The organism is Nocardiopsis kunsanensis DSM 44524 (assembly GCF_000340965.1).
Classification (GTDB): Bacteria; Actinomycetota; Actinomycetes; order Streptosporangiales; family Streptosporangiaceae; genus Nocardiopsis; species Nocardiopsis kunsanensis.
This window is the reverse complement of record NZ_ANAY01000051.1, coordinates 1-23,033: the sequence shown is the minus strand read 5'-3', so window position 1 is coordinate 23,033 and position 23,033 is coordinate 1. Positions and strand designations below refer to the sequence as shown.

Annotated in this window: 25 protein-coding genes and 1 pseudogene; 10 read left to right on the top strand and 16 right to left on the bottom strand. The window is 69.7% G+C overall.

Translation table 11 applies throughout. The features are described 5' to 3' along the window. Window positions 1-74 precede the first annotated feature (74 nt). Window positions 75-2,030 carry an acetate--CoA ligase gene (gene acs / locus D456_RS0122555; protein WP_017578446.1) on the bottom strand — a complete coding sequence of 652 codons (1,956 nt, stop codon included), beginning with the start codon at window positions 2,028-2,030 and terminating at the stop codon, window positions 75-77. A gap of 219 nt (window positions 2,031-2,249) precedes the next feature. On the opposite strand from acs, the gene D456_RS0122550 reads away from it, so the two are divergent. The 5 genes from D456_RS0122550 to D456_RS0122530 all read left to right on the top strand — a co-directional run bounded on the left by D456_RS0122550 (window position 2,250) and on the right by D456_RS0122530 (window position 7,180). Continuing rightward, entirely contained in the window at window positions 2,250-3,062 is an 813-nt protein-coding gene (locus D456_RS0122550) for a Fic family protein (RefSeq protein ID WP_017578445.1), read from the top strand. A 472-nt stretch (window positions 3,063-3,534) separates the two neighbouring features. Then, complete coding sequence (gene ssd, locus D456_RS0122545) at window positions 3,535-4,590, top strand: septum site-determining protein Ssd (protein ID WP_017578444.1); 1,056 nt, start codon at window positions 3,535-3,537, stop codon at window positions 4,588-4,590. Between the two features lie 20 nt (window positions 4,591-4,610). Continuing rightward, window positions 4,611-5,765 carry a TadA family conjugal transfer-associated ATPase gene (locus D456_RS0122540; protein WP_017578443.1) on the top strand — a complete coding sequence of 385 codons (1,155 nt, stop codon included), beginning with the start codon at window positions 4,611-4,613 and terminating at the stop codon, window positions 5,763-5,765. A gap of 30 nt (window positions 5,766-5,795) precedes the next feature. Next, window positions 5,796-6,467 (top strand): type II secretion system F family protein, encoded by a 672-nt coding sequence (locus D456_RS0122535; RefSeq protein ID WP_017578442.1) that lies wholly within the window; start codon window positions 5,796-5,798, stop codon window positions 6,465-6,467. Between the two features lie 14 nt (window positions 6,468-6,481). Next, window positions 6,482-7,180 carry a type II secretion system F family protein gene (locus D456_RS0122530; RefSeq protein WP_017578441.1) on the top strand — a complete coding sequence of 233 codons (699 nt, stop codon included), beginning with the start codon at window positions 6,482-6,484 and terminating at the stop codon, window positions 7,178-7,180. A 180-nt stretch (window positions 7,181-7,360) separates the two neighbouring features. Here D456_RS0122530 and D456_RS0122525 read toward each other — a convergent pair whose 3' ends face one another. The 5 genes from D456_RS0122525 to D456_RS26185 form a co-directional block, all read right to left on the bottom strand. After that, window positions 7,361-7,798, bottom strand: a complete 438-nt coding sequence (locus tag D456_RS0122525; protein ID WP_017578440.1) for a hypothetical protein — start codon at window positions 7,796-7,798, stop codon at window positions 7,361-7,363. A gap of 61 nt (window positions 7,799-7,859) precedes the next feature. Further along, a complete protein-coding gene (locus D456_RS27675; RefSeq protein ID WP_230480189.1) occupies window positions 7,860-8,366 on the bottom strand; it encodes a hypothetical protein in 507 nt (168 codons plus the stop codon). Further along, a complete protein-coding gene (locus tag D456_RS0122515) occupies window positions 8,363-8,725 on the bottom strand; it encodes an Rv3654c family TadE-like protein (protein WP_017578439.1) in 363 nt (120 codons plus the stop codon). The genes D456_RS27675 and D456_RS0122515 overlap by 4 nt, the downstream gene beginning before the upstream one ends. Before the next feature lie 6 nt (window positions 8,726-8,731). Further along, window positions 8,732-9,064 carry a TadE family type IV pilus minor pilin gene (locus tag D456_RS0122510; RefSeq protein ID WP_083904671.1) on the bottom strand — a complete coding sequence of 111 codons (333 nt, stop codon included), beginning with the start codon at window positions 9,062-9,064 and terminating at the stop codon, window positions 8,732-8,734. Between the two features lie 16 nt (window positions 9,065-9,080). Next, complete coding sequence (locus D456_RS26185; RefSeq protein WP_017578437.1) at window positions 9,081-9,218, bottom strand: DUF4244 domain-containing protein; 138 nt, start codon at window positions 9,216-9,218, stop codon at window positions 9,081-9,083. 598 nt (window positions 9,219-9,816) lie between these two features. On the opposite strand from D456_RS26185, the pseudogene D456_RS26180 reads away from it, so the two are divergent. Further along, window positions 9,817-9,987 (top strand): annotated as a pseudogene (locus tag D456_RS26180) (peptidoglycan-binding protein); the annotation flags it as partial. A 57-nt stretch (window positions 9,988-10,044) separates the two neighbouring features. Here D456_RS26180 and D456_RS0122495 read toward each other — a convergent pair. The 6 genes from D456_RS0122495 to D456_RS0122470 all read right to left on the bottom strand — a co-directional run bounded on the left by D456_RS0122495 (window position 10,045) and on the right by D456_RS0122470 (window position 14,963). Next, window positions 10,045-10,569, bottom strand: coding sequence for a GNAT family N-acetyltransferase (locus D456_RS0122495; RefSeq protein ID WP_017578435.1), 525 nt, complete (start codon window positions 10,567-10,569; stop codon window positions 10,045-10,047). A gap of 11 nt (window positions 10,570-10,580) precedes the next feature. After that, entirely contained in the window at window positions 10,581-12,044 is a 1,464-nt protein-coding gene (locus D456_RS0122490; protein WP_017578434.1) for an asparagine synthase-related protein, read from the bottom strand. 158 nt (window positions 12,045-12,202) lie between these two features. Continuing rightward, on the bottom strand, window positions 12,203-12,361 hold the full coding sequence (locus D456_RS27185) for a hypothetical protein (RefSeq protein ID WP_017578433.1): 159 nt from the start codon (window positions 12,359-12,361) through the stop codon (window positions 12,203-12,205). Between the two features lie 226 nt (window positions 12,362-12,587). After that, window positions 12,588-12,794 carry a BldC family transcriptional regulator gene (locus D456_RS0122480; RefSeq protein ID WP_017578432.1) on the bottom strand — a complete coding sequence of 69 codons (207 nt, stop codon included), beginning with the start codon at window positions 12,792-12,794 and terminating at the stop codon, window positions 12,588-12,590. A 749-nt stretch (window positions 12,795-13,543) separates the two neighbouring features. Then, window positions 13,544-13,882, bottom strand: a complete 339-nt coding sequence (locus tag D456_RS0122475) for a hypothetical protein (RefSeq protein WP_026116141.1) — start codon at window positions 13,880-13,882, stop codon at window positions 13,544-13,546. Between the two features lie 301 nt (window positions 13,883-14,183). Then, window positions 14,184-14,963: a UTRA domain-containing protein gene (locus D456_RS0122470; protein ID WP_017578430.1), complete on the bottom strand. Its 780-nt coding sequence runs from the start codon at window positions 14,961-14,963 to the stop codon at window positions 14,184-14,186. 23 nt (window positions 14,964-14,986) lie between these two features. Here D456_RS0122470 and D456_RS26175 point away from each other — a divergent pair, with 23 nt between their 5' ends. Next, window positions 14,987-15,448 carry an NUDIX hydrolase gene (locus D456_RS26175; protein ID WP_204366796.1) on the top strand — a complete coding sequence of 154 codons (462 nt, stop codon included), beginning with the start codon at window positions 14,987-14,989 and terminating at the stop codon, window positions 15,446-15,448. Window positions 15,449-15,757: 309 nt separating this feature from the next. Here the strand turns inward: D456_RS26175 and D456_RS0122465 are convergent, their stop codons facing one another. Beyond that, complete coding sequence (locus D456_RS0122465) at window positions 15,758-18,076, bottom strand: DEAD/DEAH box helicase (RefSeq protein ID WP_017578429.1); 2,319 nt, start codon at window positions 18,074-18,076, stop codon at window positions 15,758-15,760. Between the two features lie 231 nt (window positions 18,077-18,307). On the opposite strand from D456_RS0122465, the gene D456_RS0122460 reads away from it, so the two are divergent. Both D456_RS0122460 and D456_RS0122455 read left to right on the top strand, forming a co-directional pair. After that, entirely contained in the window at window positions 18,308-18,655 is a 348-nt protein-coding gene (locus D456_RS0122460) for an STAS domain-containing protein (protein ID WP_017578428.1), read from the top strand. Between the two features lie 14 nt (window positions 18,656-18,669). Continuing rightward, window positions 18,670-19,221 (top strand): ATP-binding protein, encoded by a 552-nt coding sequence (locus tag D456_RS0122455; RefSeq protein ID WP_017578427.1) that lies wholly within the window; start codon window positions 18,670-18,672, stop codon window positions 19,219-19,221. Window positions 19,222-19,308: 87 nt separating this feature from the next. Here the strand turns inward: D456_RS0122455 and D456_RS0122450 are convergent, their stop codons facing one another. The 3 genes from D456_RS0122450 to nth all read right to left on the bottom strand — a co-directional run bounded on the left by D456_RS0122450 (window position 19,309) and on the right by nth (window position 22,014). Next, entirely contained in the window at window positions 19,309-20,487 is a 1,179-nt protein-coding gene (locus tag D456_RS0122450) for a MarP family serine protease (protein ID WP_026116140.1), read from the bottom strand. Between the two features lie 21 nt (window positions 20,488-20,508). Then, window positions 20,509-21,162: an NUDIX hydrolase gene (locus D456_RS0122445; protein ID WP_017578425.1), complete on the bottom strand. Its 654-nt coding sequence runs from the start codon at window positions 21,160-21,162 to the stop codon at window positions 20,509-20,511. 117 nt (window positions 21,163-21,279) lie between these two features. Beyond that, window positions 21,280-22,014, bottom strand: coding sequence for an endonuclease III (gene nth, locus D456_RS0122440; protein WP_026116139.1), 735 nt, complete (start codon window positions 22,012-22,014; stop codon window positions 21,280-21,282). Window positions 22,015-22,292: 278 nt separating this feature from the next. On the opposite strand from nth, the gene D456_RS0122435 reads away from it, so the two are divergent. Continuing rightward, a complete protein-coding gene (locus tag D456_RS0122435; RefSeq protein ID WP_017578423.1) occupies window positions 22,293-22,979 on the top strand; it encodes a Crp/Fnr family transcriptional regulator in 687 nt (228 codons plus the stop codon). Window positions 22,980-23,033: the final 54 nt, after the last annotated feature.

Below are 23,033 nucleotides of genomic sequence, written 5' to 3'. Positions count from 1 at the left end.
GGGAACGTCGCCCCGCCCTTCGGAAACGGGCGGGACGACGTTCCTGGATGCGGTGCCGGTGCCGTTCGGGCCCCCTACTTCGGGAGCTGCTTGGCGATCACGTCCATGATCGAGGCGTCGGTGAGTGTGGAGGTGTCACCGATGTCCCGGTTCTCGGCGATGTCGCGCAGCAGGCGCCGCATGATCTTGCCGGAGCGGGTCTTGGGCAGTTCTGGCACCGCCAGTATCCGTGCGGGCTTGGCGATCGGGCCGAGGGAGGCGCCGACGTGGTTGCGCAGTTCCTGGAGAAGCTCGTCGGGCACGCTCTCCCCTCCGCCGCGCAGGATCACGAAACCGACGATGGCCTGGCCGGTGACCTTGTCGGCGGCGCCCACGACCGCGGCCTCAGCGACCTCGGGGTGGGAGACCAGGGCCGACTCGACCTCCGTGGTGGAGAGGTTGTGCCCGGACACGAGCATCACGTCGTCGACACGGCCGAGGAGCCACATGTCGCCGTCCTCGTCCTTCTTGGCTCCGTCACCGGGGAAGTAGAGGCCGGGGAAGCGGGACCAGTAGGTGTCCTTGTACCGCTGGTCGTCGCCCCAGATACCGCGGAGCATGGCCGGCCAGGGTTCGCGGACCACGATGAACCCGCCCTCGCCGTCGGGCACCGGGTTGCCCTCGTCGTCCACGACGTCGGCGTCGATACCGGGGATCGGCCCCATGGCGGCGCCGGGCTTGGCCGAGGTCACGCCCGGGAGGGGGCTGACCATGATCGCACCGGTCTCGGTCTGCCACCAGGTGTCGACGACGGGGACATTGCCGCCGCCGATGTTCTGCCGGTACCAGACGTAGGCCTCGGGGTTGATGGGTTCACCGACCGAACCGAGCACGCGCAGGCTGGAGAGGTCGTACTCGGCGGGGATCTCCTCGCCCCACTTCATGAAGGTACGGATCGCTGTGGGTGCCATGTAGGCGATGGTGACGCCGTACTTCTGCACGATCTCCCAGAAGCGGCCCTTGTGCGGGGTGTCCGGGGTGCCCTCGTACATGACGACGGTCCCACCGTTGGAGAGCGGGCCGTAGACGATGTAGGAGTGTCCGGTGATCCAACCGATGTCGGCTGCGCACCAGTAGACGTCGGTCTCGGGCTTGAGGTCGAAGACGGACCAGTGCGTGTAGGAGGTCTGGGTGAGGTAGCCGCCCGTGGTGTGCAGGATGCCCTTGGGCCTGGCGGTGGTCCCGCTCGTGTACATGATGAACAGCGGGTCCTCGGCGTCGTGCGCCTCGGGCGTGTGCTCGGAGGAGGCGCCGCCGACGGTCTCGTGCCACCACACGTCGCGCTCGGTCCAGTCGACTTCCTGGCCGGTGCGGCGGACGACGAGCACGTTCTCGACAGCGGGACGCCCGGCGACGGCCTCGTCGACGGCCGGCTTGAGCGAGCTGGGCTTGCCGCGCCGGTAACCGCCGTCCGCGGTGATGACGAGCTTGGCCTGGCTGTCGTCCAGACGCTGGCCCAGGGCGTCGACGGAGAACCCGCCGAAGACGACCATGTGGACGGCGCCGATGCGGGCGCAGGCCAGCATCGCGACAACCGTCTCGGGGATCATCGGCATGTAGATCGCGACCCGGTCGCCCTTGCCCACGCCGAGTTCGGTGAGGACGTTGGCGGCGCGGGACACCTCGTCGCGCAGCTCGGCGTAGGTGATGGTGCGGCTGTCGCCGGGCTCGCCCTCCCACTGGATGGCCGCGCGCTCGCCGTTCCCGGCGTCGACGTGGCGGTCCACGCAGTTGACCGAGGCGTTGAGCTTTCCGCCCACGAACCACTTCGCGTAGGGCGCCTGCCAGTCCAGCACGGTGTCCCAGGTGCGCTCCCACTGGAGCCTGCCGGCCTGCTCCTCCCAGAAGGCGAGCCGGTCCGCGGCCGCGTGCTCGTAGGCGTCCGCCTTCACGTTGGCGTTCGCAGCGAAGTCCGCCGGCGGTGGAAAACTCCGGGTCTCGTGGAGAAGGTTGGACAGTGTCTCCTGGCTCTGGGGAGTGCTGTCGGCCACTGTGATTCTCCTTACGTCGGCTGGTTCACATCCAATTAATCATGTGTCGAGTGGCCGCGTGAACAGGCGGGGTCGGGTGAGACGCCGGGGCAGGGGCAGGGAGCGACGAACGGGCGGTGAACGGTCGCCGTGCAGCGACGAGCGGTCCGGGTCCCGTCCGGCGACAGTGGTGATGCGGTGCGGGGACGCCAGGTGTTACCGGCGCGTAGGGTGGAATTCGTGAGCGAAACGACTTCTGCCTCCCTGTCCGACCCGCTGGCTCGGATCGCCGCACTGCCCGGCGTGAGCGACGCGGTCGCCGAGACGCGGACCCTGGTCGACCGGCTTCTGGGGCACCGGATCCTGCGCCGACGCAGCGCGGACGTGTCCATGGAGTCCTCACTGCGGGGCGCGTGTGCCTCCGCCGCGCTCGAGGGCGCCGAGGTCGCAATGGACGAGATCCGCGAGGGCCACGTCTACGACACCCGGATCAAGGGCGCACTGCGGACCTCCGGTGAGCTCGGGACCCTGGTGGACACCTGGCCGAAGGCGCCCCGGCAGGTTCTGGCGCGCCTGCACACGCTCGCGGCCGCCGACGCCGTCACCTCAGAGGCGCTCGGGCGGCCCCGGACTGCGGGTGAGCGTGTCGAGGATCCGCTGGAGATGGGCGAGGCCCCTCCGCCGGAGGCCGCCCTGGCACGCATGGAGGGCCTGTATTCGCTGCTGCGTGCGCGTACCTCGGTCCCCGCGCTGGTGACGGCGGCTCTGGTGCACGGTGAACTCATGGCGATCCGCCCGTTCGGGTGGGGTGACGGCCTGGTCGCGCGTGCGGCGGAGCGGTTGACCCTGGTCGAGCGCGGCCTGGACCCGAAGTCGTTGGTGCCCTCGGAACTGGGCCACCAGACACTGCGGGAGGAGTACGCGCCGGCACTGCGCCGGTACATGAGCGGGACGCCCGAGGGTGTGGCCGAGTGGGTCGTCCACTGCTGCAACGCGGTACGTGCCGGTGCGCAGGACTCCCTGGCCACGTGTGAGGCGCTGAAGCGGGGCTGACCCCCGGCGAGGCCGTTGCCGTCCCTGGGGCCGCTGGGGAGTGCCCGGCCGCGCGGCCGGGCGCCCCTGGCACGGAGAACGGCGCCCCGGAGCGTGTCGCAGGGCGCCGTCGCCGGCACGGAGCCGAGTGATCATGCGACCTGTCTTCTGTGCTGCCCGGATCCGCCTCCGAGGGTGTTCCCGGGGCACCTTGCCTTGTCACGGCTGAGTGGCGCGTGGGTACTCGGTCTTCGTGTCGAGGTGGTACTTGGCCACCGATCTGCTTCCTTTGTACGTGAGGGCCTCAGCTGGGAGAAGGGGGCCTGTGCGTTCTTTCCCCCGTCTTTGCCCAGTTCGGAAGTGGTGCGGGGCAGGGGGCCTGCGTACCGGGAGGCCGTGTCCGGGGTTGTCCACAGGTCCGGACCGGCCTCTTCCCACAGAGCCTGCGGTGGAGGACTCTCGAAGGGTGAGCCCCAGCCCTCCGGAGGCACCGTTGGACAGTCGACCCCGCCCCCTGATCGCCACCGACGACCCCCGCCTGCTCGACGACCTCCTGCGCCTGGCCTCGGCCGCGTCGGTGGAGGTGGACCTCGCCCGCACCGTCGACCGTGCGATGCGTCTGTGGGCGCGTGCACCCCTGGCCGTCGTCGGGACCGACCTCAGCTCTGCCCTGCGTACCGCCGATCCTCCGCCGCACCCGCGTCTGGCCGTGGTGTGCCGCGGCGGTGCGGGCGAGAACGGACGGCGCGAGGGCCTGTTCCTCCTCCCACGCGACGAGGACGAGCTCGTCGGTCTGTTCTCCGAGGCCACCGAGGCCGACGCCACACCCGCTCCCACGCTCGCCGTCGTCGGCGGGCGCGGCGGGGCCGGTGCCAGCCTCCTCACCGTCGCCCTCGCGCTGGCGGGCGAACGGGCCGGGCTGCGCACCGCCCTCCTGGACACGGACCCGCTCGGGTGCGGTGCCGACGTGTACCTGGGTTGTGAAGGGTTGGAGCAGCCGACGGGGTGGGGCGACCTGCTGCACCGCAACGGGCGGATGCGGTGGCGCGACCTGTCTGCGCGATTGCCCTCTACCAGCCACGTCTCCGTCCTGACGTGGACCCGGGGGTCCGGGGGTGAACGCCCGCTGCCGGTCGGTGCGGTGCGGGCCGTCCTGGCCTCCGCCCGCAGCGGCGCCGACCTGGTCGTGGCCGACCTCCCGCGTTCCTTCGACCCGGCGACGCGAGTAGTGCTCAACCATGCCGATCTGTTGTTCGTGGTGATCCCGGCGGACGTGCCCTCGGTCGTGGCCGCCACACGGATGGCCGACCGGCTGCGCGAGGAGGCTCCTGTGGTGCGGGCCGTGGTCCGCGGGGCCGGAGGGGAGCTCAGCGCAGAGGTCGTCGCGGGCACGCTCAGGATGCCGCTCGGAGCCGACCTGCCGCCCGAACCGGGGCTGGCTCGCACGCTCGCCGCGGGGCAGGCGCCCGGTCGGCGCCCGCGTTCACCGTTGGGCCGTTTCGCCGACCGGGTGGTCGCAGCACTGCCGCAGCCGCGGCCCGTCCCATGACCCCGGGCGGCGGTGGCCGCGTGGCCACCCTCACCGAGGCCGTACGCAACCGTCTCGCCGCGACCGGTTCGCCCGTCACCCCGTCCACTGTGGCTGCGGCTCTGCGCGCGGAGGGCGGGATCCTCGGCGACACCGAGCTGTTGCAGCTGACTCGTCGTCTGTCGGCCGACCTGACCGGGGCAGGGCCGCTGCAGGCGCTCATGGCCCCTGGGGTGACCGACATCCTCGTGAACGGACCGGAGGAGGTGTGGGTCGACGAAGAGGGGTTGCGCCGCGCGGACGTGCGGTTCGGTTCGGAAGAGGAGCTCAGACGGCTCGCTCAACGGCTCGCGGCACGGGCCGGGCGGCGGTTGGACGCGGCTGTGCCCTACGTCGACGCGCACCTTCCGGGCGGGATCAGGCTGCATGCCGTCCTCCCACCGGTCTCGCCCTCGGGGACGCGCTTGTCGTTGCGGTTGCCGCCCGAACGTTCCTTCACGTTGGCCGAACTCACGGCGCGGAGCACCCTCACGCCGCGGGGCGCAGGGCTGCTGCGGTCCCTGGTGCGTTCCCGGGCGCCCTTCCTGGTGACCGGTGGAACGGGTGCGGGTAAGACCACACTCCTGTCGAGTCTGCTCTCCCTGGTCGACGCGGGCGAACGGCTCGTACTGGCGGAGGACTCCCCCGAGCTGCGCCCTGACCACTCGCACGTGGTCCGTCTGCGGACCCGGCCCGCCAACATCGAGGGGACCGGCGAGGTCGGCCTGGACACCTTGGTCCGGCAGGCGCTGCGGATGCGCCCGGACCGGTTGGTGGTCGGTGAGGCGCGCGGGGCGGAGGTCGTGTCGCTGATGTCCGCGCTCAACACCGGACACCACGGTGCCGGGACCCTGCATGCCAACGGGGCCCGGGACGTTCCCGCACGGATCGAGGCGCTCGCGTGTTCGGCAGGGATCAGCCGGGCCGCCGCACACAGCCAGCTCGCGGCGACGCGGGTGGTGATCGTGCACCTGGCCCGGGGGCGGCGGTTGTCGGAGGTCGGGGTGTTGTGCCGGGTCGCCTCAGGACTGGTCGAGGCCCGTACCGCGGTGGCCTTCACCCCGGACGGCGTCTGCCACGAGGGCTCCGAGGCCGGGGAGTTGGATGCCCGGTTGGGGCCGTCGTGGCGGCTGGAACCGGCCGGGGGTGCGGCATGAACGGCGTCGGGCGGGAAGCGGGGTGCGGCCGTGGTGGAGTTGGTGGTGTTCCTGGGCGGGCTGGTGGTGCTCTCGCTGCTTCCCCGCGCCCATCCGTCGCTTCCCCGGGCCGCGGTCGGCGTACCGGGGTCGTGGCCGCTCGACCTGTGGGAGCGATGGCGTGTCCGTGTCCTGGCGGCGCGGAGGAGCGGGGAGCGTCGACGCGCGGTCATCAGCCTGTGCCGAACTCTCGCTGCGGAACTGCGTGCCGGCCAACCCCCGGAGGAGGCGCTGCGGCTCGCGGTGGTCCAGGCCGGGCCGTCGGTGAGCGCGGTATCGGACGCCCGTTCCCTGCGCACTGCCGCCGGGAGCGATCCGGACCTGGCTGCCCTGTCCTACCTCGCGGTGTGCTGGGACGTGGCCGCGGAGACCGGCGCGGGTCTGGCCACGGTCGTGGAGGGTCTGGCGGAGAACCTCACCGAACAGGAGGAGCAGCGGGCCGAGGCGCTCGCGCGGACCGCCGGGCCCCGGACCACGGCGTTCGTTCTCGGAGGGCTGCCGGTCGTGGGGGTGCTCATGTCTGCGGGCCTGGGCGGATCTCCCTTGGTGTTCCTGTTCACCACCCGTCTGGGTCTCGCGTGCCTGGTGGGCGGGGTCGCGCTGGACGTCCTGGGGGTGTGGTGGACGGTGCGGATGCTCCGGGGAGCGGTCCTCACACGGTGAGGGGGTGAGGGGCGGTGGTGTTCGTGGTGTGTTCGGTCCTGTGCGCGGCCGGGGCGGTGTGGCTGTGGACGGGTGGCGGGGAGCGGCGCCGGCTGCGGGCGCTGACCGGTACACGGCGTCCCACCCGTGCGTTCGGTCCGGTGGTCCGGATTTTCTGCGGGGCATGTGCGTCCCTGGTGGTCATTGCGGTCCTGGGTGTGTTCGGGGGCGTGGTGGTCCTCGGAGTCTGTGGTTTTCTGTGGTGGCGTACACGTCGCCCGCGTCGGCGGCGGCTGCCCGTGACCGCCGATCTTCCCGTCGTCGTGGGGTTGTTGGCCTCGGGGATGCGTGCCGGTGCCACGCTGCCCTCGTGTCTGGCCTCGGTGGCGCGGGCCGCGCACGGCGAGCTCGGCCGTGAGTTGGCGGGGGTCGCCGAACGGCTCCGGCTCGGCGCCCCGCCCGGGACGGCCTGGCAGAGCCCGGCTCTGCCCGAGCCCCTCGTGTCGGTGGGTCAGGATCTCGCGCGCGCGAGCGACACCGGAGCCCCCGTGGCCGAGCTGTTGGACCGGCACGTGGTGGATCTGCGCCGTTCGTGGCGTGCACGCGGTGTCGCTCGTGTGGAGCGGTTGTCGGTGCTGGTGGTGGCGCCCTTGGGGTTGTGTTTCCTTCCGGCGTTCGTGCTCATCGGGGTGGTCCCGGTGGCGGCCGAACTGCTGTGGTCCGCACTGGGGTGAGGAGGGCACACCCCTCGACCGTGCGGCCGGGTGGCAGGCGGTCCGTCTCGTCCGGGCCTCGGCTCGCGCTGCGGCCACGGGAGCACGGAGGGTGTCGTTGGATGCTGTGCGCAACGATCGGCCGGAGCTTGGGACGTGCTTGCGTACCCGGGCCGGACGTGCCCCGGACGGGGCGCCCGGTCAGGTCTCGTCCTCGCTGAGCCCGTCGATGATGTCGTCCAGGACCAGTGACCGGTCCTCCCGGGGCATCAGCCGCAGTTCCCGGAGTGCGGGCAAGGTGTCCACGCTCGTGGCGCGGGCGCTCTCGACCGTGCACACCCGCATGCAGTGCTGGGTGGGGACCCTCCAGAAGTCCCGTTCGTCGATCGGAGCGATCCGGTAGACGTTGGCGGGGTAAAGGGGGGTGCGTCCCGGGGATCTCCACTGCGGCACGCGGGCGAGCACGAAGCCCGTGATGAGTGAGTCGAACATACCGTCCGGGACCAGGTCGTCCATCGCCTCGCCGTCACCTTCGCACCGGCACTCCTGGCACCCGGCCAGTTCCGCGCGCAACAGCCAGCGGGCGCGCGCGTGGCTCACCTCGGTGGTACGGAGTTTGCTCGGGTGTCGGTGTCCCATACATACGGAGGGTACGGCGCCTCGAAGCAGGTCGTGTGTGCCCGGGACCGCGTGGCGTGCGTCAACCGCACCGGCGTGCGGGCGATCGTCGGCGCCGTCCCAGGTAAGGGTCGGGGAAGCGGGGCCACCCCACCGACAGGCGCAGTCCGAGGACCAGGAGTCCCAGGGTCGCCAGGAGTCCGGTGGAAATGTGCCCCAGGACACCGGCAGGGGTCGTCGTGGGTTGGGGACTGGCCACGGTGTAACGGACCACGGGGGTGTCCTCGCGGGACGGGTCGGCGGCCGGATCGGTCTCCGGGGTGCCGGAGGGCCCGGCCGGTGTTGTGGGTGTGGCGTCGGGCTCCGGGGACAGGGCAGGTCCCGGGGCCGGTGCCGTAGCGGATTCGGGAAGGTCGGGTTCGGGGCCTTCCCCGCCGGAGACCGGCACGGGCACGGGCACGGCGGAGGGTCCGCCCACGGAGGCGAACGTGGTCGGCTCCGGGGCGGGACGGGCATCGGTGGGGCCGGTGGCGTGCGGTGGCACCCCGCAGAGCAGCAGGGCGCACACCAGGGCGGGGACGGGGCTCATCGCTCCTCCTCGGGCGTAGTGGCTTCATGGGCCGGGCCGGCGCGGGCGCGGGCGCTCACGTCGCGGTCCAGGACTGTCGAGGGCACCGTGGCCGTGACGTCGACGGTGTGGCCGTCGAGTTCGCAGGAGACGAGGGAGGCATTGTTGGCTTCAGCTGTGGTGCGGGCCCCGTCACATGCTTCGGAGGGCCCGCGCACGGCGCGGGCTGCCCCGGCCAGGGCTGCGAGGTCGGCAGCGGTGGTGGCGCGTTCTCGGTCGAGCCGGGAGACGGCGGCCGCAGCCACGGCGAGGGTGACGGACCACAGGAGCAGGCAGAGGCAGATCCACCAGACGGTCGCCGACCCGGTGTCGGTTCGCACGGTGTCTCACCCGCCCACCTCCGCCGGCCCCGGTTCCACTGGGACCGCCGCTGTCCCGCTCAGCTGCACCGGGACACTGACGAGGGAACCGACGCTCAGCTCGGCCCGGACGGTCACGCGGGCCATGTCCGAGGAGTCCTCCAGGTCGATGTCGGCGCTCTCGGGGGCAGCCGACAGGGCCAGCTCGCGTGCCCGGTCGTTACTCTCCCCCCGTGCCAGGGCCCGTGCCCCTGTGCGAGCTGCGTCGGCGCAGGCGAGCTGGGCCGAAGCGGCCATGATCACCCCGAGGCACAGGGCCAGGAGGAGCAACAGTGACGGCAGGATCATCGCGGTCTCCATGGTGATCGAGCCCCGGTCACATACCGGAGCTGAGGGCGTCGACGACGATGTCGGTGAGGACCTCGGTGACGGTGCCGCCGGTGAGGATGACGTAGAGCACCCCCGCGAACGCGACGGCTGAAACCGTCCCCAGGGCGTACTCGGCGGTGGACATGCCCAGGTCGCAGCGCACGCCCCGGCGCGGCCGGAGGCGCCCCCACGGACGAAATCCGGCCCTCTCGCGCCACCGGCCGGTGGTCCGCTCCCTGCCGGACCCCAGCAAGCGACCGGGGAGCAGGGAACGGCCACCGGCGACGCCCTCGTTCCCGGCAACACCGGCGGGGGTCCGGTCCTCACCCCGGGATGCGTCGGATGCGGCTCCGCGGAGCGCACCGGGACCGGGCAGCGCCGGTGGCCCTGCGAGCGGGCCGTACCGGCGCACGCGGGCCGACCGCGCCGGCCTCGGCCGGCGGAGGGTGCCTGTCGGGTCCGTGGCACCGGACCCCCGACGGGGACGAAACATGTGTGCAGCCATGGGAACCTTCCTGGTCAGGAGACGGACCGGACGATGACCGGTCCGTTCCAGACTCGGCCGACGGCGACCGAATGGGAAGGCGCGATCTCCCGCCTGTGGACAACTCAGGTGCCCCACTCCGGAACGAGCCCCGTGAAACATCCACGACCCCTCGCACAGGGCCCGTGGGTGGTACTCGCACAGGAAGACCTGATGGCCGCCGGGTACGAGCTCCCCTCGGTAGGGCGCCGACGGGTTCTACGGACAGGAGGTGAGCGACGCAATACAGGCGTTCCAGATCGACCACGGCCTCGGCGTCGACGGGCTCCTCGGTCCCGAAGCCCGGGAAAGGCTGTCGGAGGACCTCAACACCGGCCGGTACCCGACCACGGCCGGTCACACCGGGCGGGGGCTCCCACTCACCGCATGACACGCGCCCCCGCTCCACCATGCTCGGTGGAGCGGGGGCGCTTTTGTTGTGTCCGGGTCAGACCGTAGAGGGCTCCATCATCCCCAGACGCCCGAGGTCGAGGCGCTCGGCTCGACGCGCGAGCAGGTACAGGTGTCCGGCACTCCGGTCCTGTTCTTTCACGAGGGCGAACCCTTGGGTCTGGTAGTACTTGACCAGCTCGGGGAAGAAACACCCCCGCCGCACCCACTCTCGGCCCTGACGTGCGGCCTGGTCGACTGCCCACAGAGCGATCAGGGTTCCGGGCTTGTGCTCGCGATATGCGGGATCGGTCACGGTCGTGAACAGGTACAGCGCGGGCTCTGCTGCTTCCTCGGGTGTCCAGTCTTTCGGCGGGGCCTGCGTCATGACGGTGGTGCAACCAACGATGCGCCCGCCGTCCACGAGCACCCACATAGACCCGGTTCCGGCCTGCCCGGCGAGTTCGGCGACCATCTCACGCCAGGATTCCAGCCCGCGCTTTTCCTGCCAGCCGCAGCGCGCGGTGATCATCGACGCGACGCCGGCGACATCGGTCTCGGTGGCGGGGCGCATGGTGAACACAGATCGTCCTCTCAACGAAGGAAAGCGGTAGCGCTCATGTGCAGGCTCAGGACCTCCAGAAGCTTTGCGTCCCGATCCTCGCTGTAGGTCGCCGCGGTCAGGCGCCCAACCGCGGCCCTCAGCCCGTCCGGGTCGACCAACCCCTCATCGAACAGCGGCGATCCGTCAGCCAGCATACGGGCGAACAACGCGGGCGCGTGGGTGGTCAGCGCGTGCTCGATGACCTCGGCGAAGGATTCCCGCTCGACCGGGTGCACGACGTCCCCGCTCATGCCGAGCGCGCGCAAGCGTCGCCGCTGTACCTGCTTCAGCTCACGCCACGCGAACGGCAACTGCTCGCCGAGCTCGACCATGTCCGGATCGGCGAACGGGTGCATCGGCCACAACCCTTCCCGCAGAAGAGCCGGCGCGGTGGTCTCCAACGACAACAGGGTCATGGAGTTGATCAGCGCCGGGGGCGCGATCCCGTCGTCGGCGAACTCCAACACAGCGCGGGCACGCGACCCGACCCAGGGCAGAATCTGCGCGTCGGTGATCTCGCCGAGCCCCTGGTGCGGCTCCTCCTCTTGGGTGAGTGCGACCATCTCATCTCCCCCCAGACCGGTCACGACGGTGCGGGCGCCGGCCTCGGCGACCGCCCGCGCCATCTGGGCAAAGGGGTTGTGTAGCGGGTCTTCGGTTGGGGAGATCAGGTCACCACGAACCCACCGGCACCCCGGAGCCAACGGTGGGTGCTTCATGGCGTCGATGACGATGTCGGGGTCGGCGAACTTCACCCGGTCGCGCATCTCGGCGCGGCGCCTGATCTGCTGTTCGCGTCCCGTGCCCCCGATCAACAGCGTGGCCGTGGGGAACAGGCCGGGGTGTCGCTCGGCCGCGCGGGTGGCCACGGTGCCCGAGTCGAACCCGCCCGTCAGGTGGAACAGAGTGGACTCCTCGGCCCAGGGGCGCCGGTCCATGGCGGTGTCCATGGTCTCGACGAACGCGCCCACCACGTCCGCGCCCGGCGCCAGATCCCGAGGGGTGCGGTGCAACGCGGGGTCGGGGTAGCTGGTCCACAGGGACCCGCCGAAGTGCGCGGTCGCGCGCTCGGTGAGGCGGTGCACGCCCCGGAACAGGGTGTCGGTGCTGTACCGGGGCCGGTAAATCAGTAGACGTGCCGCTTCCCGAGGATTGATACCGGTGGCGTGCTCGCGCAGGTCCGCCATATCCCAAGACCCGACCAGGGTCGGGCCGTCGGTGGCCAGGTACAAGGGGGTCGTTCGAGCGGCGCCCGCGGTGACGCGCACCGGCCGTTCGGGCTCGGTCTCCACCAGTACGACGTCGGTCGGCCACCGGGTGGCGGCCTCGCGTGCCTGGTCGTACTCGGCGGGGGTGAGGGGACGAACCTCGGGGTCACAGGTCAGGCGGTCGGCGACACGTTCACGGACCATGATCAGGGTCCGGTGTCCGTCGGTGGCGGCCAGGTGTTCCACGAGCGGGTGGTCGAAGATTCTATCCGGCTGCGCTGGTCGAGGGTGCCGTAGCACGCCCCGGACCAGGTCCAAGTCGGATTCTCGCTGTAGGGGGTCAAACGCAATCGCAACATGGGGGGCTACTCCGGGGCGTGCGTAGGTTCAGCGGGTCAGGTCAACTAGCGCTTGTTGGTGTCGTAGGTGTGCGCGGCGTCGGAGGACCCCGAGCTCTTCTTGTACTCGTGGCTCTGCTCGGCGCTCTGCACGACCGAGCGTGCGGTCGAGGTGAACAGGCCGGTCGTCGGCTCAGTGTTCGGCGGGGGCAGGAAATCAGTCAACGTGCGTCCTTTCGCGTCGGTGGTTCCCGTCCAACGGGTTTACCCGTCGGGCAGGCGCCGCTTCCGTTCCGAAAGCGACATCTGGCCCCGCGTGCGCATGACCACCGTCACGAGCGCGCGGGAAGCTAGTGAGCGGGGACAGGCGGCGCTTCCCGTCCCCGTCGTGCCCGGAAGTACCGGGCGTCCCGCTCCCGTGGCAGTGGCGGGCCACAGGAGCGGGAAGACACTACGGGTCGACGACGTGAGATCCATCGATGAGCGCGGAGACTTCAGCCGCGCGATACCGACGGTGGCCACCCAGCGTCCGAATACTGTTGATCCGGCCGGCCTTCGCCCAGCGGGTGACGGTCTTGGGATCGACCCGGAACAACCTCGCCACCTCTGCGGGGGTCAGCAGCTCGACAACCTGTTCAGTCCGGTTCTGGGGGGTCATGCAGGGGTCCTTCACTTGGTCGCTGTGATCATGTGTCCGCAGTGTCGGCATGTGGCCGTTCGGGAGTGCGGCATGCGGGGGTCGATCGGGTCGGGGACGTAATCGTGCCTCTGGCCCGGGGGTGAACAGTCGGTGCGGTTGTCCATCGGTGCCTTCTGCTCGGCACGTGAAGGGGGAAGTGGTGCCCCGCCCCCTCCCGAGCGGGGCACCGGGTCGGCCCCGCCCCTTAGTCAGGGGCCGACGGTCCCGGACCTCTCAGAGCAGCCACGAGGACGGCTTGCACGCGGGCCACAGGGTCGCCCGAGGGGTCCGGGCACAGGGGCACCACCAGGGCCGCGCCGACGACGTCAACGGCGCGCGCTGCTTCTGGGGCGCGGTGCGGGGGCTCGATGGGTCTGCCAGCTGGCATTGGGGGTCTCCAGTCGAGGTAGGGCCGCACCGGGTCGATGGGGGGCGCGGTTTCGATCTCGTGAATGCGGCGGTGCGCGGCCTCGACGCTGGTTTCTCGGACAGGTGTGCGCCGTAGGCGGCAACGATCAAGGGTCCCGAAGCGGTGGGGATGGTCGTGAGGTTCCAGTGGGGGTAGGCGCGCGCGAGGAGGTCGGCGGCCTGGTCGCCGACGTGGCGGCGAGCTTGTCGAGGCACCCGGGGCGCGGGCGCGTCAGGCGCCGGTGACTGGTCGGCGCATTCAGGACTTCGGATAGAGCGCACCACGGCACCGAGCAGGGTCCACAAAAGCCGGAGCATGTTCACACCGCCCCCTGGGGCGGAGGAGTCGGCCGGGCATGCGCCGCCGGAATGACGTACTCGCCCCCGGCGAGGGTGTGCACCTGTAGTGCGTGACCATCGGCGCCGCGGGCACCTCGGATGTGACCGGTCACCTTCCCGTATATCTGATCGGGGGTCACGACCCACGACCCCAGGGCGTAGGTCCGGTGGACCTCACGCCAGAGAGTTTCGAGCCTGGCGCGGTCGACCATCGCGGCGACCTCGGCGATCTCGATTCCGCTCAGCTCTTTCCCACCGTCGAGGACGGCGTCGCTGGTCACTATCACGTCCCGCTGGTCGGGGATGGCGAAGAGGTTCACGCACACCACCGGCCGTCAACAGCCAAGCCGGCCAAAGAAGCTTCTGTGCCACGGACGTAGGCCCGGACACGACGCGCCCGACGTGCGGCCTTCGTCCTCAGAGCCGGAACAACAGCATTCATGAAGCACGCTCCAGGGTTGGTGGCGCGCAACTAGTGGCAGGCGCGCCTTGCACCACGGACCACGGGCTTCCTCATGTAGAGGTGCAGTCCCTATGTACTCATGTACATAAGTTAGGCTGCATCACTCATGTACATGAGTCAACCCTCTGAGAGAAGAAGGCCGAAGACTGGAACGTGGATCAGTCCGAGGCCGGAATACGGTAGTCGAGCACGAACTGATCGGCGGCCATGATCGTGTCGCAGACCTCCACAACCTGACCGGCCACGGTCACCGCGTTACGGGTCAAGTGGATCACCGGTGCACCAGGACTCAGAGCAAGAGCGGTCGTTTCCTGCTTGGTAGCCAGTCGCGCCCGAACGGTCTCGGTGTACTCGGCGAACTCGTGGCCGTGCTCTTCCAGGCGAGCGTAGATGCCACCTCCGCCGGGATTCTCCTCGAAGAGCTCAGGGATATCCCGCGCCACTCCCCAAGCCAGGTAGGAGGTAGCTTCTTCGGTCGGCGTGCCATCGGAGAAGTACAGCCGTCGACGGGCGAGCACCTTCTCACCCTCGGCTACGCCGAGCCTTTCCGCGACATCCGCAGGGGCCTCGACAGGGCCGATGGAGAGCACTTTCACCGTGGGCTTGACGCCGGCTTGCTCGGTCTCGGCGATGTAGGCGGCCTTACCCGCACGACGGTGAGAGCGACGGAAGCGATCCGAGGACTTGCGCCTCACAGGAGGGCGCGACTTTACGTAGGACCCTCGACCTTGGTGAGTCTCCACGAGCCCGATCGTCCGCAGATGCGCCACGGCCTTTCGGGCAGTGCCCGAGGAGACTCCATAACGGTGCATCAAGGTCGCCTCGCTCGGGATCTCCTCGGCAGGGGCCAGACGGCGACTCTTGATCTGTTCTTCGAGGTCGTCCGAGATCTGTAGATACCGAGGCTTCCCAGACCGTGCGTCCGCAACGCTCACCATGGTCCTTCCGTCCTCCTATGCTCATGTACATGAGTAACAGCAGCGGAGATCAGCCGTCAACGCCACTGCATTCGGTGTCAGTCGCTGGAGCTGTCCTCCGGGAAGACGGTCGGCTCCTAGCGATTCGGCGTGCTGACACAGGAAAGTGGGAGCTCCCCGGTGGAGTCCTGGAGCTCTCCGAGACGCCGGAGGCCGGAGCATGCCGGGAGATCTGGGAAGAAACCGGCATTCACGTAGAAGTGGACCATCTCACGGGAGTCTACAAGAACACGACCCGAGGGATTGTTGCCCTGGTCTTTCGGTGCAAACCCTCCGGTGGCACCGCACGCCCTTCGTCCGAGTCGACTGCGGTCGAATGGCTCACTGCGGAGGAGATCGTCGAGCGCATGTCCGAGGTCTACGCAATCCGGCTCACCGACGCTCTTGATCCGAACAGTCCGCATGTTCGCAGCCACGACGGCCGTCGCCTGACCACGGTCAAATGAGCAGCGTGAACGGGCCCCTGACCGACGCTCAGGGGCCCAACCTATGCCTACGTAAGGCACCGGAGCAGTCCATGCAGGGCGGTGAGCGCTCGTTCCCAGATGCTCCCCCGCCGAAGCTTGACCCCCCCGAGCAATGAATGTGTTTCTCGACCTGTACCGAGGGCGTACTCGGCGGTGGACATGCCCAGGTCGCAGCGCACGCCCCGGCGCGGCCGGAGGCGTCCCCACGGGCGAAACCCGGCCCTCTCCTCGGCACACCGGATCGCCCCGGCGCGGCTCAGCGCCGACACGCCCCAGGGGCGGGCCGACTCAAGAAGCGTCCACAGCCTGTGGATCCCCGTCGGCCCCACCGAGCACCGCGTCGAGCAACCGGAGCGCCCCGGCCTTGTTCAAGGGTTCGTTCCCGTTCCCGCACTTGGGCGACTGGATGCACGAGGGGCACCCCTGCTCGCACTCGCAGTCGGCGATGGCCCCGCGCGTAGCGACGAGCCACTCCCGTGCGGCGGTGTAACCGCGCTCGGCGAACCCGGCGCCGCCCTCGTACCCGTCGTAGACGAACACGGTCGGTTTCCCGGTGTCTCCGTGCACGGAAGTGGACACACCACCGATGTCCCAACGGTCGCAGGTCGCCAACAGCGGCAGCAGACCGATGGCGGCGTGCTCAGCGGCGTGCGCGGCCCCCAGGATCGGAACGTCCTGTCCCCGTAGCCGTTGTTCGGCGTCCGCGGGCAGGGTCCACCACACGGCCCGGGTGTCGAGGACGCGTTCGGGCAGGTCGAGCGGTTGCTCGCCGAGCACGGACCCGGTGCGTACGTCCCGCTTCAGGTACCCGACGACCTGCTGCACCACGTGGACCTCGCCGAAGTGCACGACGGCGCCGCTGGGCCAGGTCCGGCTGCGCAGGGTCCTGCGCACGGTGATGTCGGTGGTGTCTCGCGCCCAGGTGCTGTAGGGCGGGTCCTCGGCGTGCACGAGCGCCACGCCCTCGTCGAGGTCGAGGTCGTCGACGAGGAAGGTCTCGCCCTGGTGGAGGTAGACCGCTCCAGGGTGCACCGTCCCGTGGGAGGCCGCTTCGTCGATCTCCCCGAGAAGCAGGCCGCTCGCGGTGTCGACGATCTGGACACGGCTCCCGCCGGAACCACGGATGTCGGCGAGGTCGCCGGCGCGTTCGTGGCTCGTCCAGAACCAGCCTCGCGGCCGCCGCCGCAGCATCCTCCTCCGCACGAGTGCGTCGAGCCGTTCCTCCGTGCTCGGGCCGAAAAGGGGGAAGTCCGACCGGGTGATCGGGTTCTCCTGGGCTGCCGCGCACAGGTGCGGATCGAGGATGTGCGGGTTTTCCGGATCCAGGACCGTGGCTTCCACCGATCGACCGAAAATCGCCGTCGGATGATGGGCGAGGTAGGTGTCCAGGGGGTCGTCGCGGGCGATGAACGCGGCCAAGGCATCACCGCCGCCGCGTCCGGCGCGTCCCGCCTGCTGCCACAGCGACGCACGGGTCCCGGGCCAACCGGTGATGAGCACCGCGTCGAGTCCGCTGATGTCCACCCCCAGCTCGAGGGCGTTGGTACTGGCCAGGCCGAGCAACGTTCCGGTACGCAGCGCCTGCTCGAGCTCACGCCGGTCGGAGGCCAGGTATCCGCCGCGGTAGGCGGCCACCCGCTCGGCCAGATCGGGTTCGCCGCGGTCGTGCAGAATGCGTTGCGCTCCGAGAGCGACGACCTCGGCGCCCTGCCTCGAGCGGACGAACACCAGTGTGCGCATCCCCTGGAACACCAGGTCGGCGAGCATCTCGGCCGCCTGGGAGGGCGCGGTACGACGGATCGGGGCCCCGTTCTCCCCGACCAGGTCGGTCAGTTCCGGCTCCACCAGAGCCACCGACATCGCCGGCCGCGGGGAACCGTCCTCGGTCACGGCGGTGACCTCTGCCCCGGTCAGCCGTGAGGCGCTCTCGGCGGGGCTGCCCGAGGTCGCCGAGGCCAGGACGAACGTGGGGCCGGAGCGGTAGCGCGCGCAGATCCGCCGGAGCCGCCGCAGGATCAACGCGACGTGGGAGCCGAACACACCCCGGTAGTGGTGGGCCTCGTCGACGACCACGTACTTCAGGCGTCGCAGGAAACGGGCCCAGGCCCCGTGCCGGGGCAGCATCCCGTGGTGGAGCATGTCGGGGTTGGTGAGTACGTAGGTGGCGTGCTCGCGGATCCACCGGCGGTCCTCGGCGGGGGTGTCACCGTCATATACGGCCGCTCTGACCTCCGGAACTTCGAGGTCCGATATCCAGCGCAGCTGGTCGTGTGCGAGCGCCTTGGTCGGCGAGAGATAAAGTACGGTCCCGCCCGCGTCGATCGCCTCCACAGCGGGCATGACGAACGCGAGTGACTTTCCCGAAGCAGTACCCGTGGCTATGATCACATCACGGCCGGAGCGGGCCAGGTCTGCGGCGGTGACCTGATGGGACCACGGTTCTGTGATCCCCCGGGCCATCAGGCGTTCGACCAGGGGCGGGGACACCCAATCCGGCCAGTCCCCGCTCTCCCCCTCGCTCCGGGCCACCCGCTCGATGTGGGTGACCTGCGGGTACCGGGTATCGTCACGCCACACCCCGGGGAGCACGGGCTCCGACCGTTCCACGCGAGAACCTCCTCACTGGATCTCGTTCCCGGCCCACGAGGCCCCGGACGGGAGTGAGCACTGGTGGACATCGGTTTCAGTGTGACACTCGGGGGAAGGTGGCGCGGTGTCACGGTTTTCCTGTGCATCACAGGAAGACTCGCCCGGCACCCGTGGTTGAATGCGTGCTGGTGGGGTAACGCCCGGCAGAGATCATTCGCGATGAATTCGCGGTTCGGCGCTGGAGGACTAGTGGACTTGAAGCTTGATCATTACACCGAGGGCGACACCGAGATCGTCGTCGTTGAGGGTGAGATCGATGTCTATACCGCGCCCCGGCTCCGCGAGCTGCTGATCGACCTGGTCAACAAGGGCAACTTCCACCTCGTGGTCAACATGGAGAAAGTGGAGTTCCTGGATTCGACCGGCCTCGGTGTGCTCGTGGGCGGGCTGAAGCGTGTCCGTGCGCACGACGGGACACTGGACCTGGTGTGCACGCAGGAGCGCATCCTCAAGATCTTCCGGATCACCGGCCTGACCAAGGTGTTCGGTATCCACGGCACGGTCCAGGAAGCCATCGACAAGCGTTCGTCGAAGTAGTCCCGAGCGAGCCGATGGCAACCATCACGCTCACGATCAGCGCGCTCCCGGCCCACGTACGGACGGCGCGGCTCATGGCCGCGACGGTCGCGCGGCGGGCCGGTATCGCCGCCTCTGCGATCGACGAGATCAGGCTGGCGGTCGGAGAGGCGTGTTCCCGGGCAGTGGCCGCACACAAGGTCCACTGCCCCACACAGCCGATCCTGCTCCAACTGATCGACAGCAGCGGACCCGACAACACTTCCTCGGAGACCGGTGACGGCACCGCTGAGAAACTCCTGCGTGCCAACGGCATCACCACACGGCGTTTCGAGGTCGTGGTCACCGACTGTGCCCCCGCGAAGGGCAACGAGGAGACGGCCGTGCCGCCGGCCATCGACGGGTTGTTCCTCGACGGCGACGACACCCCTCCCGGCGGGATCTCCGGATTCTCGCCAGGTCTGGGGCTCGCGGTCATCACCGGCCTGGCCGACGAGGTCAAGATCGACCCCGACGACGACGGCACTGTCGTACGCATGAGCTGGCCCGTACTCCCGGACCCCTCTCCGGAACCGGGTGCGAACTAGGATCGGACGACGCACGAGGGGCGCCCCTCCCGACCGGGAGGGGCGCCCCTCCGTCGTTGCGGGGGCCGCACCGCCGGGTCCGGTGGGTCAGTCGCAGGGCCCCGAGGACACCTCGGCTCCGTTCTCGAGCCCCTCGCGTGCGTTGTCCGCGACCTCGTCCGCGGTGAGCACGTAGCCGGTCTCGTCCTCGTTCGTGGCGGCAGCGAAGACCACCCCGTAGACGCTGCCGTCGGGTGCCAGGAGCGGCCCGCCGGAGTTGCCCGGACGCACGACCGCACGCACCTGGTAGATCTCCCGGCTCACTTGGGTCTCGTGGTAGAAGTCGGGCCCCTGTGCCGTCTGTTGGGCCCTGATACGCGCTGGGACGGCTGTGAAACCGCTGTTGCGTGGGAACCCGGCCACGACTGCGTCGGTGCCGTGGTCGGCCTCGTGGTCGAATTCCAGGGGCTCCAAATCGAGGCCGGGCACATGCAGCACCGCGAGGTCCTGCTCGGCGTCGAAGAGGACGAGGGTGGCGTCGAGCTGGTGTCCGTCGCGGGTGACCACACGCAGGTCGTCGGTGACACCGGCAACGACGTGGGCGTTGGTCATGATGCGGTCGTCGCCGTAGGCGAATCCGGTGCCCTCGACCCTGCGTTGGCAGGAGGGTGCTGTGCCGAGGACCTTGACGACGCTGCGGCTGGACTCGATCAGTTCGGGGGTGGTGAGCACGTCCGGGTCGGGCGGTTCGACCTCGGCGAGTTCGCCGGTACCGAGGCCACTGAAGACCTGCGGGAAGGCGCTCTGGTCGACGATTCTGCGGAACTCGGAGAATCCCCTGTGGGCGGACTCGGGCATGAGGGAGTCCACCGCCTGCAGGACCCGGGAGTCCTTCACCTGCTGGGCGACCATGGGCAGTGCCGAGTTCGCGACGGTGCTGCCGATGAACCAGGCCACCAGCAGTACCGAGAGCCCGCTGACCAGGGCGCCGCCGATGGCGTCCAGGACCCGGGCGGAGTCCCAGGTGACCTGGTTGCGCACGAGGGTGCCCAGGTACGAGGACAGGAACTGGCCGAGCGCCGCCGCCAGGAAGACCACCGCTATGGCCAGCAAGGCCTGTTGGCCGGGCTCGTCGAGCCACCCCTGGATGAGTCCGGGTGCGGTCAGGGCAGCGAGGATCCCCCCTCCGATGAACCCGGCGAAGCTGAACACCCCGACGATGAACCCCTGCCGGTAGCCGGTGATGGCGAACAGCAGCAGCAGGACGACCAGGACCAGGTCGAGCACGGTGCCCTCCAAACGTGAGCGTCAGCCGACCGGCCGGAGGCCTTGCGGGGTCACTTCCAACACATCGGTGAGACCCTCCCTGCGCCAGGGAAGTTCCCACCCGCCGAGATACAGGAGGCGGTCGACGATCGCTCCGGTGAAACCCCACACGAGCATGCCGTTGACACGGAAGCCCGGCCCCCACCGGGGTCCGTTGCCGTAACGGACCACGACGCGGTTGTCGGGGTCGGCCAGGTCGGCGACGGGCACTCGGGACACGGCGGCGACCTCACCGGTGTCGGTGGGGCGGACCTCGGACGGATCGCGCCACCAGCCCAGGAAGGGGGAGACACGGAAGTCGCTGAAACTCAGGTAGAGCTCGGGCAGGTTCCCCAGGACGTCGACCCCTGCCGGGTTCAGTCCGGTCTCCTCCTCGGCCTCGCGCAGTGCAGCTGCCTCCTTGGAGGCATCGGTGAGCTCGATGCGCCCGCCGGGGAAGGCAGGCTGGCCCGCGTGCCGACGCAGACCGTCCTTGCGCTGGATGAGCAGCAGGTCGGGGCCGGCGGGGCCCTCGCCGAAGAGGATGAGAACGGCGGACTCGCGTCCGCCGGTGGCGGGGGGACGCATCTGCGCGGGGACCGTCATGGTCTGGGCTGAGTCCGCGAGCGCGGCCATCCAGAGCGGGGTCGGGTTCATTCTCAGGACCTGTTCCGGGGGTTGTCGCGCTGTCGAGTGGACTGCCAACAGAGTACAAACCCCGGCCGTGTGCTCACCGGCCCGGCCGGAACTCTGTGGGGAACTCCTGTCCGGTTCTCAGGCGAAGGAGCGCATCTTCAGGAGCTTGGTGGCGGCGGCCTCGTCGGTGGGGCCCTCACCGAAGGAGGGGCAAAGCGGAGCCAGGACACACGCGCCGCAGGCGGGCTTGCGTGCGTGGCAGACCCGGCGCCCGTGCCAGACGACACGGTGTGAAAGCATCGTCCAGTCGCGCTTGGGGAACAGGGCCCCGACAGCGTGTTCGACCCTGACCGGATCCGTCTCGTCAGTCCAGCCGAAACGGCGGACGAGGCGCCCGAAATGCGTGTCTACCGTGATCCCTGGCACATCGAAGGCGTTACCGAGTAGTACATTTGCGGTCTTACGCCCTACACCGGGTAGTTTGACCAGGTCTGCGAGGTTTCCCGGAACTTCGCCACCGTGCCGCTCGCACAGCTCCTGGCCGAGACCGATGAGGTTGTTGGCCTTGGCCCGGAAGAAACCCGTCGAGCGGATCATCTCCTCCAGCTCCTCACGCCGGGCCGAGGCATAGGCCTCGGCATCGGGGTAACGGGCGAAGAGGGCAGGGGTGACCTGGTTGACACGCTTGTCGGTGCACTGCGCCGACAGGATCGTGGCGACCAGCAACTCCAATGGCGTGGTGAAGTTCAGCTCGGCATGGGCGTCCGGGTGGAGCTCGCTGAGCTCGCGGTACATCTTGCGTGCGCGGCGCACCAACGCCAGGCGGCTCTCACCGGTGGGGGTGACCGTCTCCGGGGTCGTGTCACGAGGCATCGTCACAGGGTAGACGCCCGGTGCACGAGGCAGGTCCGCGTACGGTCCCCGGGGTGCTCCCGGACAACGGGCCGCTCGGCGTCCGGGAACATCTGCCGATGCCCGGAGGCACGGCGCGGACAGCCCGGAACAGGCCGGTTTACGACTAGGATCACATGGGCTGACGTCGGCTGTTGTGGGCACGTTGTCTCCCGGCGGACAAGCCGAGGTAACGGCCTGGTTTCACACCCGGGTGCGATATACGTCACACTGTTGACGGTCAGGTTTTAGGAGGACGTGTGGTGGACGAAGTCAACGAGGTGCTGCGGAAGGCCCCTCTGTTCGAGGCGCTGGACGAAGAGGACGCGGCAGCGCTCCGCTCCTCCGTGAGCGAGGTCCGGCTGGGCCGCGGCCAGACCCTCTTCAACGAGGGCGACGAGGGCGACCGCCTGTACGTGATCCTCAGCGGAAAGGTGAAACTGACCCGCACGGCCGTGGACGGACGGGAGAACCTTCTCGGCGTGCTCGGCCCCAGTGAGATGTTCGGTGAGCTCTCCCTGTTCGACCCGCGACCGCGCACAGCGAGCGCCGTCGCCGTCACCGACGCGGTACTGGCCGGGTTGGGCCACGATGACCTGCGCCCCTTCCTCTCCAGCCGCCCGCACGTGTCCCTCCAGCTGCTCAAGGCGCTGGCCGCCCGTCTGCGCCGGACCAACGACGTCATGGCCGACCTGGTCTTCACCGACGTCCCGGGCCGTGTGGCCAAGGCCCTTCTGGAGCTGGCCGACAAGTTCGGCAAGGAGGGCGAGGACGGCCTCCACGTGCACCACGACCTCACGCAGGAGGAGCTCGCCCAGCTGGTCGGCGCCTCCCGCGAGACGGTCAACAAGGCCCTGGCCGAGTTCGCGCTCCGTGGCTGGCTGCGGATCGAGGCCAAGGCCGTCGTGCTGATGGACGTCGAGCGCATGCGCCGCCGAGCCCGCTAGATGAGTAATTCCAAGGGGTCAGTGGTCATAGGCCGTCAGGGAGCGTAGGACGGG